Source organism: Alicycliphilus sp. T452 (assembly GCF_054512775.1).
In genome coordinates, this window is the sequence record NZ_JBTNEH010000005.1 from 123,080 (window position 1) to 137,741 (window position 14,662).

At 69.5% G+C, this 14,662-nt stretch carries 18 protein-coding genes; 16 read left to right on the forward strand and 2 right to left on the reverse strand.

Features of this window, described 5'->3' with window-relative positions; translation table 11 throughout:
- Position 1: 1 nt before the first annotated feature.
- On the forward strand, positions 2–1,306 hold the full coding sequence (locus ACX12L_RS06205; protein ID WP_459261815.1) for a DUF3422 family protein: 1,305 nt from the start codon (positions 2–4) through the stop codon (positions 1,304–1,306).
- A gap of 101 nt (positions 1,307–1,407) precedes the next feature.
- Here ACX12L_RS06205 and speE read toward each other — a convergent pair whose 3' ends face one another.
- Positions 1,408–2,367: a polyamine aminopropyltransferase gene (gene speE, locus ACX12L_RS06210; protein WP_459261816.1), complete on the reverse strand. Its 960-nt coding sequence runs from the start codon at positions 2,365–2,367 to the stop codon at positions 1,408–1,410.
- Entirely contained in the window at positions 2,367–2,777 is a 411-nt protein-coding gene (speD, locus tag ACX12L_RS06215; protein ID WP_459261817.1) for an adenosylmethionine decarboxylase, read from the reverse strand. Before speD ends, speE begins: the two co-directional genes overlap by 1 nt.
- A 369-nt stretch (positions 2,778–3,146) precedes the next feature.
- On the opposite strand from speD, the gene ACX12L_RS06220 reads away from it, so the two are divergent.
- The 15 genes from ACX12L_RS06220 (at position 3,147) to ACX12L_RS06290 (ending at position 14,638) form a co-directional block, all read left to right on the forward strand.
- Complete coding sequence (locus tag ACX12L_RS06220; RefSeq protein ID WP_459261818.1) at positions 3,147–3,995, forward strand: ABC transporter ATP-binding protein; 849 nt, start codon at positions 3,147–3,149, stop codon at positions 3,993–3,995.
- On the forward strand, positions 3,992–4,774 hold the full coding sequence (gene mlaE / locus ACX12L_RS06225; RefSeq protein ID WP_013517756.1) for a lipid asymmetry maintenance ABC transporter permease subunit MlaE: 783 nt from the start codon (positions 3,992–3,994) through the stop codon (positions 4,772–4,774). Before ACX12L_RS06220 ends, mlaE begins: the two co-directional genes overlap by 4 nt.
- Positions 4,775–4,808: 34 nt before the next feature.
- Positions 4,809–5,297 carry an outer membrane lipid asymmetry maintenance protein MlaD gene (mlaD, locus tag ACX12L_RS06230; RefSeq protein WP_013517757.1) on the forward strand — a complete coding sequence of 163 codons (489 nt, stop codon included), beginning with the start codon at positions 4,809–4,811 and terminating at the stop codon, positions 5,295–5,297.
- Positions 5,294–6,034: an MlaA family lipoprotein gene (locus ACX12L_RS06235; RefSeq protein WP_459261819.1), complete on the forward strand. Its 741-nt coding sequence runs from the start codon at positions 5,294–5,296 to the stop codon at positions 6,032–6,034. The genes mlaD and ACX12L_RS06235 overlap by 4 nt, the downstream gene beginning before the upstream one ends.
- Positions 6,035–6,151: 117 nt before the next feature.
- Complete coding sequence (locus ACX12L_RS06240; protein ID WP_013517759.1) at positions 6,152–6,814, forward strand: MlaC/ttg2D family ABC transporter substrate-binding protein; 663 nt, start codon at positions 6,152–6,154, stop codon at positions 6,812–6,814.
- A 17-nt stretch (positions 6,815–6,831) separates the two neighbouring features.
- Positions 6,832–7,104 (forward strand): STAS domain-containing protein, encoded by a 273-nt coding sequence (locus ACX12L_RS06245; RefSeq protein WP_013517760.1) that lies wholly within the window; start codon positions 6,832–6,834, stop codon positions 7,102–7,104.
- A 63-nt stretch (positions 7,105–7,167) separates the two neighbouring features.
- Positions 7,168–8,463, forward strand: coding sequence for a sensor domain-containing diguanylate cyclase (locus ACX12L_RS06250; protein WP_013517761.1), 1,296 nt, complete (start codon positions 7,168–7,170; stop codon positions 8,461–8,463).
- An 81-nt stretch (positions 8,464–8,544) separates the two neighbouring features.
- Positions 8,545–9,465, forward strand: coding sequence for an ABC transporter ATP-binding protein (locus ACX12L_RS06255; RefSeq protein ID WP_013517762.1), 921 nt, complete (start codon positions 8,545–8,547; stop codon positions 9,463–9,465).
- A complete protein-coding gene (locus ACX12L_RS06260) occupies positions 9,462–10,217 on the forward strand; it encodes an ABC transporter permease (RefSeq protein ID WP_459261820.1) in 756 nt (251 codons plus the stop codon). Before ACX12L_RS06255 ends, ACX12L_RS06260 begins: the two co-directional genes overlap by 4 nt.
- A 13-nt stretch (positions 10,218–10,230) precedes the next feature.
- Positions 10,231–10,479 carry a BolA family protein gene (locus ACX12L_RS06265; RefSeq protein WP_459261821.1) on the forward strand — a complete coding sequence of 83 codons (249 nt, stop codon included), beginning with the start codon at positions 10,231–10,233 and terminating at the stop codon, positions 10,477–10,479.
- A gap of 67 nt (positions 10,480–10,546) precedes the next feature.
- Positions 10,547–11,821: a UDP-N-acetylglucosamine 1-carboxyvinyltransferase gene (murA, locus tag ACX12L_RS06270; protein WP_459261822.1), complete on the forward strand. Its 1,275-nt coding sequence runs from the start codon at positions 10,547–10,549 to the stop codon at positions 11,819–11,821.
- On the forward strand, positions 11,818–12,468 hold the full coding sequence (gene hisG / locus ACX12L_RS06275) for an ATP phosphoribosyltransferase (RefSeq protein ID WP_094434676.1): 651 nt from the start codon (positions 11,818–11,820) through the stop codon (positions 12,466–12,468). The genes murA and hisG overlap by 4 nt, the downstream gene beginning before the upstream one ends.
- 4 nt (positions 12,469–12,472) lie before the next feature.
- Positions 12,473–13,789: a histidinol dehydrogenase gene (hisD, locus tag ACX12L_RS06280; protein WP_459261823.1), complete on the forward strand. Its 1,317-nt coding sequence runs from the start codon at positions 12,473–12,475 to the stop codon at positions 13,787–13,789.
- Between the two features lie 121 nt (positions 13,790–13,910).
- Complete coding sequence (locus tag ACX12L_RS06285) at positions 13,911–14,189, forward strand: DUF6364 family protein (protein ID WP_459261824.1); 279 nt, start codon at positions 13,911–13,913, stop codon at positions 14,187–14,189.
- Complete coding sequence (locus ACX12L_RS06290) at positions 14,186–14,638, forward strand: PIN domain-containing protein (RefSeq protein WP_459261825.1); 453 nt, start codon at positions 14,186–14,188, stop codon at positions 14,636–14,638. The genes ACX12L_RS06285 and ACX12L_RS06290 overlap by 4 nt, the downstream gene beginning before the upstream one ends.
- The last annotated feature ends 24 nt before the right edge of the window (positions 14,639–14,662 follow it).

Sequence of the window (14,662 nt, forward strand, 5' to 3'; positions counted from 1 at the left end):
CATGAACCTCGCCCCGCTCCCTCCCCAGCACGCACAGCGCGTGCTGCTGCACAACGAAGTCCATGCCCGCCCCCCCGAGGCGCTGGCCGCGCCGCTGGCGATCTCGCACATCGCGATGCTGGCCGACGCGGCGGGCCGCGACGCCAGCCGCGCCCACCTGGCGGCGCTGCTGCGCAACCACCATCTGGCCCCGCCGGACGCGCACACCACCCATTTGCGCGTGGACCTGGGGGCCTTCCGCATCCGCTGGGAGCTGCACACCGAGTTCGTCACCTGGACCTTCACGGTCGTGCCGGCGGGCGGCATCCAGGCCGGGGAGGGGCGCGCGCCCGCGGCGGCGCTGGAGGCCGTGCCGCGCGACTGGCTCGCGCTGCTGCCCGGCGAGTGCCTGTGCGCGCTGCACCTGTGGGTGGCAGCGGGCAGCGGCTGGCCCGCCACGCCGGCGCAGCGCGGCTGGCTGCGCGAGGAGTCGCTCGTCGCCTCGGCCGTGGCCGAGGGGCAGGGCGAGGTCTACACCGACTTCGCCATCCATGCCGACGGCTTCTCGCGCATGCTGCTCGTGGCCGGGGCGCTCTCGCCCCAGCGCCTGGGCCGGCTGGTGCAGCAGCTGCTGGAGATCGAGACCTACCGCATGGCGGCCCTGCTGGGCCTGCCCGCCGCGCGCGAGGCCGGCGCCGCCCTGGCCAGCGCCGAGCGCGAACTGGCCGCGCTGGCCGAGGCCATACGCAGTTCGCGCCGCGACGCCGAGCCCGCGCTGCTCGACCGCCTCACGCGGCTGGCGGGGCAGGTCGAGGGGCAGTACGCGGCCACGCACTCGCGCTTTTCGGCCAGCAGCGCGTATTTCGAACTGGTGGACCGGCGCATCCAGGACATCGCCGAATCGCGGCTCGCGGGCCTGCAGACCATCGGCGAATTCATGGAGCGGCGCCTGAGCCCCGCGCGCAGCACCTGCGCCTGGGCCGCGCGGCGGCAGAACGCGCTGTCGGAGCGCGTCTCGCGCATGAGCAGCCTGCTGCGCACGCGCGTGGAGATCGAGCAGCAGCAGAACAACCAGGCCCTGCTGGCCGCGATGAACCGGCGCGGCGACCTGCAGCTCAAGCTCCAGTCCACGGTGGAGGGGCTGTCGGTGGCGGCCATCACCTACTACATCGTCGGCCTGGTGAGCTACCTGGCCAAGGGCGCGCAGAAGATCGGCTGGCCCTTCTCGCCCGAGAGCACGGCGGCCGTGGCGATCCCGCTGGTCGCGGCCAGCGTGTGGTGGTCGCTGCGGCGCCTGCACCACCGCATGTTCGGCGAGGCGCATTGATCAAAAAGAAGAGCTGCTCCCGCTTGTCCTTCAATGATTTCAACATGTTTCCATGCTGAAAATCAGTAGGGGCAAGCGGGAGCAGCTCTCTTTTTCGAGGATCAACCCGTCGTCACCGTGACGGGCGGCAGCTCCGACGGGTCGCGCACCTCGTCCAGCACGTCCCCGCTGCGCAGCGGCCGCGCGGGCCGCGCCAGCAGCGCGCGCACGAAGTTGGGCTGGGCCAGCAGCGCCTGGTGCATGGCGCCGTTGTAGAGCTGCAGGTCCCGCAGGCCGCGCGCGGCGATGCGCGCGTCCACTTCGCCCGCGCCGAGCAGGGCCGGGTCGGTGCTGCTGGACGCCATGGCCATGCACCACAGCGTGCCGTACAGCGGCACGTACTGCAGGTAGGGGCGGAAGATGGGAAACACCGCGCGCACCGAGGCGGCGATGCGCGTCATGGTCTCGGGCAGGTGGATGGGCGAGCCCAGGTGCAGCGAGAGCACCCCGCCGGGGTTCAGCGCGCGGCGGCAGGCCGCGTAGAACTCCACGGTGTACAGCTCCACGGCGGGGCCGAAGGGGTCGGTCAGGTCCAGCACGATCTGGTCGAAGCGCTCGCCGTCCTCCGCGAGCAGGCCGCGCGCATCGCCCAGGCGCAGCTGCAGGCGCGGGTCGCCGAACGCGCCGCGGTGGATGGAGGGCAGCCACTCGCGCGCCATGGCGACCACCTCGGCGTCGAGCTCGGCCAGCACCACCTGCTGCATGTCCGGCAGCTTGAGCAGTTCCTCGGCCGCGCCGCCGTCGCCGCCGCCCACGACGAGCGCGCGGCGCACGCCCGGATGGGCGATGGCGGGCAGGTGCACCATGGGCTCGTGGTAGAAGAACTCGTCGCGCTCGCTGGTCATGAAGCAGCCGTCGATGCGCATCACGCGGCCGAACTGGGCGTTGTCGAAGACCTCGATGTGCTGCCAGGCCGACCGGCGCTCGGCAAGCAGGCGGCCGCAGCTCAGGTAGAAGCCGAAATCGGCGTTCAGGCGCTCGGCCACGTAGCGCGTGGCCTGCGCGGCAGGAGTACCGCTCATCAGGCGCGGTCGACGCGGTGCAGGTGGGGATCGTTCGGATTGAATGCGGCCAGCAGGTCGCCGAACAGCCGCTCGGCCTTGGGCCGGTTGTTCTCGGTGTAGTTGCACACGTACACGTCCAGCGTCACGTAGCCCGACTCGGGCCAGGTGTGGATGGACAGGTGCGACTCGGCCAGCACCACCACGCCGGTCACGCCGCCGCCCTCGCCAAAGCTGTGGAACAGGGTGCCCACGGTGCTCAGGCCGGCCGCGGCCACGCGCTCCTTGCAGAACGATTCCAGGTGGGCGGCGTCCAGCATCAGGCGGCTGTCGCACAGGCAGCCATACAGGTCGCCGATCAGGTGCAGGCCGGAGGCCTTGCGCTGGGTGGCTGCAGGAGGTATGGGGACGACGGACTGGAGGTTTTTCATGGGTCTGGAACCTTTTCCCTTTTTGCGAGGAGGTGGCAAAAACCGCTACCACGGCCGGGGGAAGTGCCCCGCCGGGTACCGGCCGGCACGCTGCTGCGGCGGCAGGCGCGTGACGGAAGGAAAGGAATGTCGCTGGCTCATTGCCGCGCCTTCGTTCCGTTGTGCGCATCGATACGCCCATGCAACGCTGACAGCAATCCGCCCTGGCCGGGAGCCGGGGCGTGACATTTTTTCGAACCAATGATTATAGCTATTCACTGCATTAAAACCATAGGTTCTATGGAGTGCGCAGCGGAAGGCGAAGGGTTTCCCCTATGATGCGAGGTTCGCCGCGCGGCCTGGGCCCCGGCGGTCCCATTGTTGTCCACCATGCCACCCCAATCCTCCGCATCCAGCGACGCCTTCGTGGAACTGCGCAACGTCACCTTCGGGTACGGCGAGCGCGTGATCCTGCGCGACCTGTCGCTCACCGTGCCGCGCGGCAAGGTCACGGCGCTCATGGGCGCGTCGGGCGGCGGCAAGACCACGGTGCTGCGCCTGATCGGCGGGCAGCAGCGCGCGCAGCAGGGCGAGGTGCTGGTGGCCGGGCAGGACGTGGGCCGCATGGACATGCAGCAGCTCTATGCCGCGCGCCGGCGCATGGGCATGCTGTTCCAGTTCGGCGCGCTGTTCACCGACATGAGCGTGTTCGACAACGTGGCCTTTGCGCTGCGCGAGCACACCGACCTGCCCGAGGAGCTGATCCGCGACATCGTGCTTATGAAGCTGCACGCCGTGGGCCTGCGCGGCGCGCGCGACCTGATGCCCAGCCAGATCTCCGGCGGCATGGCGCGGCGCGTGGCGCTGGCGCGCGCCATCGCGCTCGACCCCGAGCTCATCATGTACGACGAGCCCTTCGCGGGGCTGGACCCGATCTCGCTGGGCACGGCCGCGCAGCTCATCCGCCAGCTGGGCGACGCCATGGGCCTGACCACCATCGTCGTCTCGCACGACCTGGAGGAGACCTTCCGCCTGGCGGACCACGTCATCATCCTCGGCCCCGGCGCCGTGGCTGCGCAGGGAACGCCCGAGGAGGTGCGCGCCAGCACCGACCCGCTGGTGCACCAGTTCGTGCACGCGCTGCCCACGGGGCCCGTGCCGTTCCACTACCCCGGCCCCAGCGTGGCCCAGGACTTCGGCCCCGTCGGCGCGCAGCACCAGGACGGAGGTACGCCATGAGCTGGTGGCGGCCGTCGCACGTGGGCTATGCCGTGCGCAGCAAGCTGGCGGACCTCGGCATGGGCGCGCGCCTGTTCGTGCGCCTCGTGGGCCTGTTCGGCACGGCCATGCGGCGCTTCGGTCTGGTGCGCGACCAGGTGCACTTCCTGGGCAACTATTCGCTGTCCATCATCGCCATGTCGGGCCTGTTCGTGGGCTTCGTGCTGGCGCTGCAGGGCTACAACGTGCTGCAGCTCTACGGCTCGGCCAACTCGCTGGGCCTGGTGGTCACGCTGGGGCTGGTGCGCGAGCTCGGACCCGTGGTCACGGCGCTGCTGTTCGCCGGCCGCGCGGGCACCTCGCTCACGGCCGAGATCGGCCTCATGCGCGCGGGCGAGCAGCTCTCGGCCATGGAGATGATGGCCGTGGACCCGGTGCAGCGCATCCTGGCGCCGCGCTTCTGGGGCGGCGTGATCGCCATGCCGCTCCTGGCGGCGGTGTTCAGCGCCGTGGGCGTGATCGGCGGCTGGCTGGTCGGCGTGGTGCTGATCGGCGTGGACGGCGGCGCCTTCTGGGGGCAGATGCAAAGCAGCGTCGACGTCTGGAAGGACGTGGGCAACGGCGTTGTCAAGAGCGTCGTGTTCGGCGTGGCCGTCACCTTCATCGCGGTGCTGCAGGGCTACATGGCCAAGCCCACGCCCGAGGGCGTTTCGCGCGCCACCACGCGCACCGTGGTCATGGCATCGCTCACCGTGCTGGGGCTGGACTTCGTCCTCACGGCACTGATGTTCAGTATTTGAGGAGCGGCAGCCACCGCCGCCGAGGAAATTCACCATGCAGCATTCCAAGAACGATATCTGGGTCGGGCTGTTCGTCCTGCTCGGAGGCGCGGCGCTGGTCTTCCTGGCCCTGCAGTCGGCCAACTTGCTCCAGCTCAACTTCCGCTCCGGCTACGTGATCACGGCGCGCTTCGACAATATCGGCGGCCTCAAGCCCAAGGCGGCGGTGCGCAGCGCCGGCGTGGTCGTGGGGCGCGTGCAGTCGATCAGCTTCGACGACAAGACCTACCAGGCGCGCGTGGCGCTGGAGATCGAAAAGCGCTACGCTTTCCCCAAGGACAGCTCGCTCAAGATCCTGACCAGCGGCCTGCTGGGCGACCAGTACATCGGAATCGAGCCCGGCGCGGAGGAGGACAACCTCGCCGACGGCAGCATGGTCACGAACACGCAGTCCGCCGTGGTGCTGGAAAACCTGATCGGCCAGTTCCTCTACGGCAAGGCAGAGCAGGGCGCTGCTCCGGCGGGCGGAGGTGGAAAAAAATGACAACTGACTCACGATCCAGAACCCGGGCGGCGCGCTGGGCGGCGCTGCTGCTCGGCGCGGCCCTTGCCACCGGCTGCGCCACGGGCCCCAATGCCAACCCGGCCGACCCGTTCGAGCCCTACAACCGCGGCATGACCCGGTTCAACGAGAACGTGGACAAGGCCGTGCTCAAGCCCGTGGCCACCGTGTATCGCGACGTGACGCCGAGGCCCGTGCGCACTGGCGTGGGTAACTTCTTCGCCAACCTGGGCGACGCCTGGTCGTTCGTCAACAACCTGCTGCAGGCGCGCGGCCTGGAGGCTTACGAGAGCCTCGTGCGCTTCAGCACGAACACGGTCTTCGGCCTGGGCGGGCTGCTGGACATCGCGAGCGAGGCCGGCATAGAGCGCCACAAGCAGGACTTCGGCCTGACGCTGGGGCGCTGGGGCGTGCCCACGGGCCCCTATCTGGTGCTGCCGCTGCTGGGCCCGTCCACGGTGCGCGACACGGCGGCCCTGCCCGTGGACTACTTCGTCGGCGACCCGGTGGGTTATGTAAACGATGTGCCGGTGCGCAATTCGCTCTCTGGCCTTCGCTTCGTGGACAAGCGCGCCAGCCTGCTGCACGCGACCAGCGTGCTCGACGAGGCCGCGCTCGACTCCTACAGCTTCACGCGCGACGTGTACCTCAAGCTGCGTGGGGGGGCGAAAGCCGGCGCGGACGACGAGGAAGGCGGCAAGCTGCCCGACGACTATTGACGGCGGCGCCCCGCGGGCATGGTTGCAGTTGCTTGCATCCCGGCACGCGGGCGACGCAATGTGCGCGCGCCCCGCACCCCACAATCAAAAAAACAAAAACTCTGCAAGGATCTCCCCATGACCAACCGTCGCACCCTCATGCAATCGGCCGCCGCCCTGGTGGTGGCCGCCGGGCTGCCCTGGCACCAGGCCGCGCTGGCCGCCGACGAGGCGCCCGATGCGCTGATCAAGCGCCTGTCGGCCGACGTGCTGGAGACCGTGCGCAATGACAAGTCCATCAAGAGCGGCGACGTGGACAAGATCATGGTGCTGGTGAACAAGGCCATCCTGCCGCACGTGAACTTCCGCCGCATGACGGCCGCCGCCGTCGGGCCGGCCTGGCGCAGCGCCACGCCCGAGCAGCAAAAGCGCCTGCAGGACGAGTTCAAGACCCTGCTGGTGCGCACCTACTCCGGCGCCCTGAGCCAGGTCACGGACCAGACCATCGTCGTCAAGCCGCTGCGCGCCGCGCCGGGGGATACGGACGTGCTGGTGCGCACCGAGATCCGCGGCCGCGGCGATCCGGTGCAGCTGGACTACCGCCTGGAAAAGACCCCGGGCGAGGGCGGCGGCTGGAAGATCTACAACCTGAACGTGCTGGGCGTGTGGCTGGTCGATACCTACCGTCCCCAGTTCGCCCAGGAGATCAACGCCAAGGGCGTGGACGGCCTGATCGAGACCCTGGCCGCGCGCAACAAGGCCAATGCCGGCACCAACGCCGGCGTCGCCGGCGCGAAGTGAGCGCGGAGGGCGCCTGCATGCTGGTACTGCCTGCCGAACTCACGCACCGCCAGGCCTCGGTCAGCCTGCGCATGCTGCTGCAGGCGCTCAAGGCCCAGGGCGAGCAGCAGGTGGTGGTCGATGCCGGGGCGCTGGCCACCTTCGACTCGTCGGCCCTGGCCGTGCTGCTGGAGTGCCGCCGCGTGGCCGTTTCCGAGGGCAAGGGCTTCATGGTCAAGGCCCTGCCGCCGGCGCTGGCCAGCCTGGCGGGCCTGTACGGCGTGCAGGAGCTGCTGCCCTCGTTGGGGTGAACCCCGAAGGCGGCGTGCCGGCCTTCGGGGAGATACTTGCCGTGCTGAACACGAAAATCCACCATGTCCAAGCCCGAACCCGGTGCGGCACCCTCCGGCCCGGCGCCCGATCCGTTTCGCCAGCTGCTCGACGAGGTCGGGGCCTTCGTCTACACCATCGACTTGCAGGGGTGCTACACCTACGCCAACCGCCTGGTGCTGGAGCTGCTGGGGCATCCGCTGGACTACGTGCTGGGCAAGGACATCAGCCACTTTTTCGGCGAGAAGAGCAACCAAGTCATTCGTGAGAACGATGCGCGCGTGCTGCGCGGTGGCGAGACCATCGCGCGCGAGGAAACCAACCTCATCAAGGCCACGGGCGAGCTGCGCACCTACTGGTCCATGAAGAAGCCGCTGCGCGACGCCGCGGGCAACATCGTCGGCATGCTGGGCATCTCGCACGACATCACCGAGAAGAAGCGCCTGGAAGACCGCGTGCGCAAGCAGAAGGAGCTGCTCGACACCGTCCTGGACAACGTGGACGCGCTGGTCTACATGAAGGACGCCAACCGGCGCTTCGTCTACGCCAACCAGCATATGGCCGACGTCCTGGGCCTGCCGGTCGAGCGCATCGTCGGCAGCCTGGACACGGACCTCCTGCCGCGCGACCTGGCCGACAGATTCTGGGCGATGGACCAGAAGATCTTCGCATCGGGGCAGCGCCAGAGCAGCGAGGAGGCGGTGGTCGATGCCTGCGGGCGGCTGCGCCACTACTGGCGCGTGGTCGTGCCCCTGCCCGCGCCCGACGGCACGCCGGCGGTGATCGGCCTGAGCACCGACATCACCGAGCTGCACGAGCTCAAGGAGGAGCTCAGGCGTCAGGCCAGCACCGATGGCCTGACGGGCCTGGCCAACCGGCGCAGCTTCTGCGAACGCGCCGGGCACGAGTTCGCGCGCAGCCGCAGGCACGGCACGCCGCTGTCCCTGATCGCCATCGACATCGACCATTTCAAGCGTTTCAACGACAGCTACGGCCACCCGCTGGGCGACCGCGTGCTGTGCGCGTTCGCAGCCTGTTGCCAGAGCATGCTGCGCGAGGCAGACCTGTGCGCCCGCACCGGCGGGGAGGAGTTCTGCATCCTGCTGCCGGACACGGGCCTCGATGACGCCCGGCGCATCGCCGAGCGCATCCGCGTGTCGGCTGGCTCCCTGTGCGTGGACGGGCAGAGCCCGCAGCTGCGCATCAGCGCGAGCTTCGGCGTCGCCAGCCTGGAGAGCGGCGACCAGGCGTTCGACACGCTGTTCTCGCGCGCCGACCGGGCGCTCTACTGCGCCAAGCAGCAGGGCCGGGACTGCATCTTCGCCTGGCCCGGAGGTTGACTCCCCGGGTGGGCCGCCCCCCGCCGCCTATGTCCCCGCAGGCGCCTGTCCGGCGGCGGCGACTTAGAATGCGCGGTTCCCATGACCGCCGTATCCTTCCAATCCGTTTCCAAGACATTCCCCACGCCCCGCGGGCCGTTCCAGGCCCTGCACGGCGTCAGCCTGGACATCGAGGAGGGCGAATTCTTCGGCCTGCTGGGGCCCAACGGCGCGGGCAAGACCACACTGATCAGCATCCTGGCCGGCCTGTCGCGCGCCACCCAGGGCCGCGTGACGGTGCTGGGCCACGACGTGCAGGCCGACTTCGCGCGCGCACGCCAGTGCCTGGGCGTGGTGCCGCAGGAACTGGTGTTCGACCCGTTCTTCAACGTGCGCGAGACACTGCGCCTGCAGTCGGGCTACTTCGGCGTGAAGAACAACGATGCCTGGATCGACGAACTGCTCGAAAGCCTGGGCCTGGCCGACAAGGCCACGGCCAACATGCGCCAGCTCTCGGGCGGCATGAAGCGGCGCGTGCTGGTGGCGCAGGCGCTGGTGCACAAGCCGCCCATCATCGTGCTGGACGAACCCACGGCCGGCGTGGACGTGGAGCTGCGCCAGACGCTGTGGCAGTTCATCGCCAGGCTCAACAAGCAGGGCCATACGGTGCTGCTCACCACCCATTACCTGGAGGAGGCCGAGGCGCTGTGCGGGCGCATCGCCATGCTCAAGAACGGCCGGGTGGTGGCGCTCGACAGCACCTCCGAGCTGCTGCAGAGCGCCAACGCCAGCGTGCTGCAGTTCAAGACCGATGCGCCGCTGCCCGCGGCGCTGGCGCGGCTCGCGCGCGTGACCGGGCGCATCGTGCAGCTGCCCGCCCATGACGCCGCCGAGATCGAGCACCACCTGGCGGCCCTGCGCGAGGCCGGCGTGGCCAGCGAGGACGTGGAGATCCGCCGCGCCGACCTGGAGGACGTTTTCATCAAGGTGATGGGTTCGGAAGCCGCGGAGGCCGTGGCATGACCGGCTGGCAGACCCTGTTCTACAAGGAGGTGCTGCGCTTCTGGAAGGTGGCCTTCCAGACCGTGGCCGCGCCCGTGCTCACCGCCGTGCTGTACCTGCTGATCTTCAGCCACGTGCTGGAGGACCGCGTGCAGGTCTACGGGCAGCTGAGCTACACCGCCTTCCTGGTGCCGGGCCTGGTGATGATGAGCATGCTGCAGAACTCGTTCGCCAACAGCTCGTCCAGCCTCATCCAGAGCAAGATCATGGGCAACCTGGTGTTCGTGCTGCTCACCCCGCTGTCGCACTGGGCCTGGTTCACGGCCTACGTGGGCTCGTCGGTGCTGCGCGGGCTGCTCGTCGGCCTGGGGGTGTTCGCCGTCACGCTGGCCTTCGCGCGGCCGGCGTTCAGCGCGCTGCCCTGGGTCTTCGTCTTCGCCCTGCTGGGTGCGGCGCTGCTGGCCACGCTGGGCGTGGTCGCCGGCCTGTGGGCCGACAAGTTCGACCAGATGGCCTCGTTCCAGAACTTCCTCATCATGCCCATGACGTTCCTGTCGGGCGTGTTCTACTCCATCCACTCGCTGCCCCCCTTCTGGCAGCATGCCAGCCGCTTCAACCCGTTCTTCTACATGATCGACGGCTTCCGCTATGGCTTCTTCGGCGTGAGCGACGTCTCGCCCTGGCTCAGCCTGGCCATCGTCGGCGGCGCTTGGGCTGCCGTCAGCTTCCTGGCCCTGCGCCTGCTGCGCACGGGCTACAAGATCCGCAACTGAATTCCTTCCCGCCATGACTGCAGACCACATCAAAGACATCATCAGCGCCGCCATGGCCTGCGACTACATCACGCTCGAGGGCGACGGCCGCCACTGGTACGCCGTCATCGTCTCCGCCGAGTTCGAGGGCAAGCGCCCGATACAGCGCCACCAGCGCGTCTACGCCACGCTGGGCGACAAGATGCAGCGCGACGAGGTGCACGCGCTGTCGATGAAGACCTTCACTCCGGCCGAGTGGGCGGCGGCGCGGCAGCAGGCCTGATGCTCCTTGCTTGATAGCTGCTCGCGCTTTATGGACGGGCGTTTTGCCCCTATTTGATTAAAAGCCCATGGACAAACTACTGGTACGCGGCGGCCGCACCCTGCGCGGCGAGGTCGTCATCTCCGGCGCCAAGAACGCGGCCCTGCCCGAGATGTGCGCCGCCCTGCTCACCGACGAGCCCGTGCACCTGATCAACGTGCCGCGCCTGCACGACGTGCGCACCATGCGCCGCCTGCTCGACAACATGGGCGTGAAGACCGAGACCCATGGCGAGCGCGGCGGCATGAGCTTCGTCGCGCCCGACGCGCTCAGCCCCGAGGCGCCCTACGAGCTGGTCAAGACCATGCGCGCCTCGGTGCTGGCCCTGGGCCCGCTGCTGGCGCGCTTCGGCGAGGCCACGATCTCCCTGCCCGGCGGCTGCGCCATAGGCTCGCGCCCCGTGGACCAGCACATCAAGGGCCTGCAGGCCATGGGCGCGCACATCGTGGTCGAGCATGGCTACATGATCGCCAAGCTGCCCGCAGGCCAGCGGCGCCTGCGCGGCGCGCGCATCACCACCGACATGATCACCGTGACCGGCACCGAGAACCTGCTCATGGCCGCCACGCTGGCCGAGGGCGAGACGGTGCTGGAGAACGCCGCGCAGGAGCCCGAGGTGACCGACCTGGCCGAGATGCTCATCGCCATGGGCGCGCGCATCGAGGGCCATGGCACGAGCCGCATCCGCATCCAGGGCGTGGAGCGCCTCTCCGGCTGCACGCACCAGGTGGTGGCCGACCGCATCGAGGCCGGCACCTTCCTGTGCGCCGTGGCGGCCGCGGGCGGCGAGGCCTTCCTGCGCCATGCGCGCGCAGACCACCTGGACGCGGTCATCGACAAGCTGCTGGAGGCCGGCGCGCGCGTGGCGGCCGAGGGCGACGGCATACGCATCGCCAGCCCCGGCGGCGCCGAGCTCAAGGCGCAGAGCTTCCGCACCACCGAGTACCCGGGCTTTCCCACCGACATGCAGGCGCAGTTCATGGCGCTGAACGTGGTGGCGCAGGGCACGGCCATGGTGGCCGAGACGATCTTCGAGAACCGCTTCATGCACGTCAACGAACTGGCGCGCCTGGGCGCGCAGATCGCCATCGACGGCCGCGTGGCCACGGTGACGGGCGGCGCGCGGCTCTCGGGCGCCGCCGTCATGGCCACCGACCTGCGCGCCTCGGCCAGCCTGGTGATCGCCGGCCTGATCGCCAGCGGCGAGACCCTGGTGGACCGCATCTACCACCTGGACCGCGGCTACGACGCCATGGAAACCAAGCTGCGCGCCCTGGGCGCGGACATCGAAAGAATCCAATGACGCAGCAGATCACCCTGGCCCTGTCCAAGGGCCGCATCTTCGAGGAAACCCTGCCGCTGCTGGCCGCCGCCGGCATCGAGGTGCTGGAGGACCCCGAGAAGTCGCGCAAGCTCATCCTGCCCACCAGCCGCCCCGAGGTGCGCGTGGTGCTGGTGCGCGCCACCGACGTGCCCACCTACGTGCAGTACGGCGGCGCCGACCTGGGCGTGGCGGGCAAGGACTCGCTCATCGAGCACGGCGGCCAGGGGCTGTTCCGCCCGCTGGACCTGAAGATCGCCAAGTGCCGCGTGAGCGTGGCCGTGCGCGCGGGCTTCGACTATCAGGGCGCCGTCACCCAGGGCTCGCGCCTGAAGGTGGCCACCAAGTACACCAGCATCGCGCGCGACTTCTTCTCGGCCAAGGGCGTGCACGTGGACATGATCAAGCTCTACGGCAGCATGGAACTGGCGCCGCTCACGGGCCTGGCCGACGCCATCGTGGACCTGGTCTCCACCGGCAACACGCTCAAGGCCAACAACCTGGTCGAGGTGGAGCAGATCATGGACATCAGCTCCCACCTCGTGGTCAACCAGGCGGCGCTGAAATTGAAGCAGGCGCCGCTCAAGCGCATCATCGACGCGTTCGCCTCCGCCGTTCCCCAGGGTTGATACTATGCAATTCGTAGCTGCTCCCGCCCGCCTGTCAACCGTTTCAGCCACTTTCGAGGCTGATTTCGCGGCCCGCCTGCACTGGTCGGCCGACCAGGACGCAGCCATCGAGGAACGCGTGGCCGCCATCCTGGCCGACGTGCAGCAGCGCGGCGACGCGGCCGTGCTCGACTACACCCGGCGCTTCGACGGCCTGCAGGCCGACGGCGTGGCCGCGCTGGAGCTCACGCAGGCCGAACTCAAGGCCGCCTACGACGGCCTGCCCGATGCGCAGCGCCAGGCCTTGAGCGCCGCCGCCGCGCGCGTGCGCAGCTACCACGAGGCGCAGAAGAAGGCCTGCGGCGAGAGCTGGAGCTACCGCGACGAGGACGGCACGCTGCTGGGCCAGAAGGTCACGCCGCTGGACCGCGTGGGTATCTACGTGCCCGGCGGCAAGGCGGCCTACCCGAGCAGCGTGCTCATGAACGCCATCCCCGCCCATGTGGCCGGCGTGCCCGAAATCATCATGGTCGTGCCCACGCCCAAAGGGGAGAAGAACCCGCTGGTGCTGGCCGCCGCCTGCGTGGCCGGCGTCACGCGCGCCTTCACCATCGGCGGCGCGCAGGCCGTGGCCGCGCTGGCCCACGGCACGGCCACCGTGCCGAAGGTGGACAAGATCACCGGCCCCGGCAACGCCTACGTGGCCAGCGCCAAGAAGCGCGTGTTCGGCCAGGTGGGCATCGACATGATCGCGGGCCCGAGCGAGATCCTGGTGCTGGCCGACGGCAGCACGCCGCCCGACTGGGTGGCCATGGACCTGTTCTCGCAGGCCGAGCACGACGAGCTCGCCCAGTCCATCCTGCTGTGCCCCGACGCCGCCTACATCGACGCCGTGCAGCGCGAGATCGACCGCCTGCTGCCCCAGATGCCGCGCGCCGGGATCATCGCCAGGAGCCTCACGGGCCGCGGCGCGCTGATCCACACGCGCAGCATGGAGGAAGCCTGCGAAATCTCCAACCGCATCGCGCCCGAGCACCTGGAAGTCTCCAGCCGCGACCCGCACAAGTGGGAGCCGCTGCTCAGGCACGCGGGCGCCATCTTCCTCGGCGCCTACACCAGCGAAAGCCTGGGCGACTACTGCGCCGGCCCCAACCACGTGCTGCCCACGAGCGGCACGGCGCGCTTCTCGTCGCCCCTGGGCGTGTACGACTTCCAGAAGCGCAGCAGCCTCATCGAGGTCAGCGAGCAGGGCGCCCAGGCGCTGGGCCGCATCGCCAGCGTGCTGGCGCACGGCGAGGGGCTGCAGGGGCATGCGCGCGCGGCGGAGATGCGGCTGAAGTAGTAGGGGGCTTCCCCGCCGCAGCGCAAGGGCCATCCCGCGGGATGGCTTTTTTGTGCCCGCGCAAAGGCCGCGCAATCGACACGAATTTCGTGTTCCACGAATTTCGTGTACCATCGGCGCCGTGAAGAACCTCACCATCACCGTCGAAGACAGCGTGCTCGAATGGGCGCGCGTGGAGGCGGCCCGGCGCGGCACCAGCGTCTCGCGCATGGTGGGCGACTTCATGGCCGAGATGATGCAGCGCGAGGACGCCTACGAGCGCGCCTATCTCGCCTGGCGCACGGACGAGCGCGGCTGGCAGGGACCGGCCGCGGCTGATGCTCCTGAAATGCAAGCGCGCAGCGCAAGTCTGAAGCGCGCCGGAGGCCAAAAATGCCCAAGGAACGGAGCCGCCGCATGAGCGCCATGGGGACGGTGTTCGTCGACACCTCCGTGCTGATCGCGGCGGAAGACGTGGCCGGCGGCGACCTCTACCGCGCCACGCTGGACTGGCTGGACGCGCTGTGGCGCACGCGCACGGGCCGCACCGGCAACCAGGCGCTCGTGGAGTTCTACGACCAGGTGACCACCGCGGCCACGCCCATGCCGCAGGGCGACGCGCGCGCCGCCATCCGCCGCTACCAGACCTGGGCGCCCTGGAAGACCGACGCCGCCACGCTGGAGACCGCCTGGGCCGTGCAGGCGCGCCACCAGCTCGACTTCGGCGACTGCCTGGCCGTGGCCTGCGCCCAGCACAGCGGCTGCAGCCACATGCTGAGCCTGCACCTGCCCCACGGCGCGGAATTCGGCGGCGTGACCGTGCTGCACCCGCTGCGGCAGCCGGCCCCCGCGCCGCAAGAAAGCGCCTGAGAAGGTGTGAACGAAGGAAGACCC

Excerpts from the sequence above, each read along its gene's own strand:
- ACX12L_RS06205 (WP_459261815.1), top strand. The coding sequence starts at position 2 with ATGAACCTCGCCCCGCTCCCTCCCCAGCACGCACAGCGCGTGCTGCTG.
- speE (WP_459261816.1), bottom strand. The coding sequence starts at position 2,367 with ATGAGCGGTACTCCTGCCGCGCAGGCCACGCGCTACGTGGCCGAGCGC.
- speD (WP_459261817.1), bottom strand. The coding sequence starts at position 2,777 with ATGAAAAACCTCCAGTCCGTCGTCCCCATACCTCCTGCAGCCACCCAG.
- ACX12L_RS06220 (WP_459261818.1), top strand. The coding sequence starts at position 3,147 with ATGCCACCCCAATCCTCCGCATCCAGCGACGCCTTCGTGGAACTGCGC.
- mlaE (WP_013517756.1), top strand. The coding sequence starts at position 3,992 with ATGAGCTGGTGGCGGCCGTCGCACGTGGGCTATGCCGTGCGCAGCAAG.
- mlaD (WP_013517757.1), top strand. The coding sequence starts at position 4,809 with ATGCAGCATTCCAAGAACGATATCTGGGTCGGGCTGTTCGTCCTGCTC.
- ACX12L_RS06235 (WP_459261819.1), top strand. The coding sequence starts at position 5,294 with ATGACAACTGACTCACGATCCAGAACCCGGGCGGCGCGCTGGGCGGCG.
- ACX12L_RS06240 (WP_013517759.1), top strand. The coding sequence starts at position 6,152 with ATGACCAACCGTCGCACCCTCATGCAATCGGCCGCCGCCCTGGTGGTG.
- ACX12L_RS06245 (WP_013517760.1), top strand. The coding sequence starts at position 6,832 with ATGCTGGTACTGCCTGCCGAACTCACGCACCGCCAGGCCTCGGTCAGC.
- ACX12L_RS06250 (WP_013517761.1), top strand. The coding sequence starts at position 7,168 with ATGTCCAAGCCCGAACCCGGTGCGGCACCCTCCGGCCCGGCGCCCGAT.
- ACX12L_RS06255 (WP_013517762.1), top strand. The coding sequence starts at position 8,545 with ATGACCGCCGTATCCTTCCAATCCGTTTCCAAGACATTCCCCACGCCC.
- ACX12L_RS06260 (WP_459261820.1), top strand. The coding sequence starts at position 9,462 with ATGACCGGCTGGCAGACCCTGTTCTACAAGGAGGTGCTGCGCTTCTGG.
- ACX12L_RS06265 (WP_459261821.1), top strand. The coding sequence starts at position 10,231 with ATGACTGCAGACCACATCAAAGACATCATCAGCGCCGCCATGGCCTGC.
- murA (WP_459261822.1), top strand. The coding sequence starts at position 10,547 with ATGGACAAACTACTGGTACGCGGCGGCCGCACCCTGCGCGGCGAGGTC.
- hisG (WP_094434676.1), top strand. The coding sequence starts at position 11,818 with ATGACGCAGCAGATCACCCTGGCCCTGTCCAAGGGCCGCATCTTCGAG.
- hisD (WP_459261823.1), top strand. The coding sequence starts at position 12,473 with ATGCAATTCGTAGCTGCTCCCGCCCGCCTGTCAACCGTTTCAGCCACT.
- ACX12L_RS06290 (WP_459261825.1), top strand. The coding sequence starts at position 14,186 with ATGAGCGCCATGGGGACGGTGTTCGTCGACACCTCCGTGCTGATCGCG.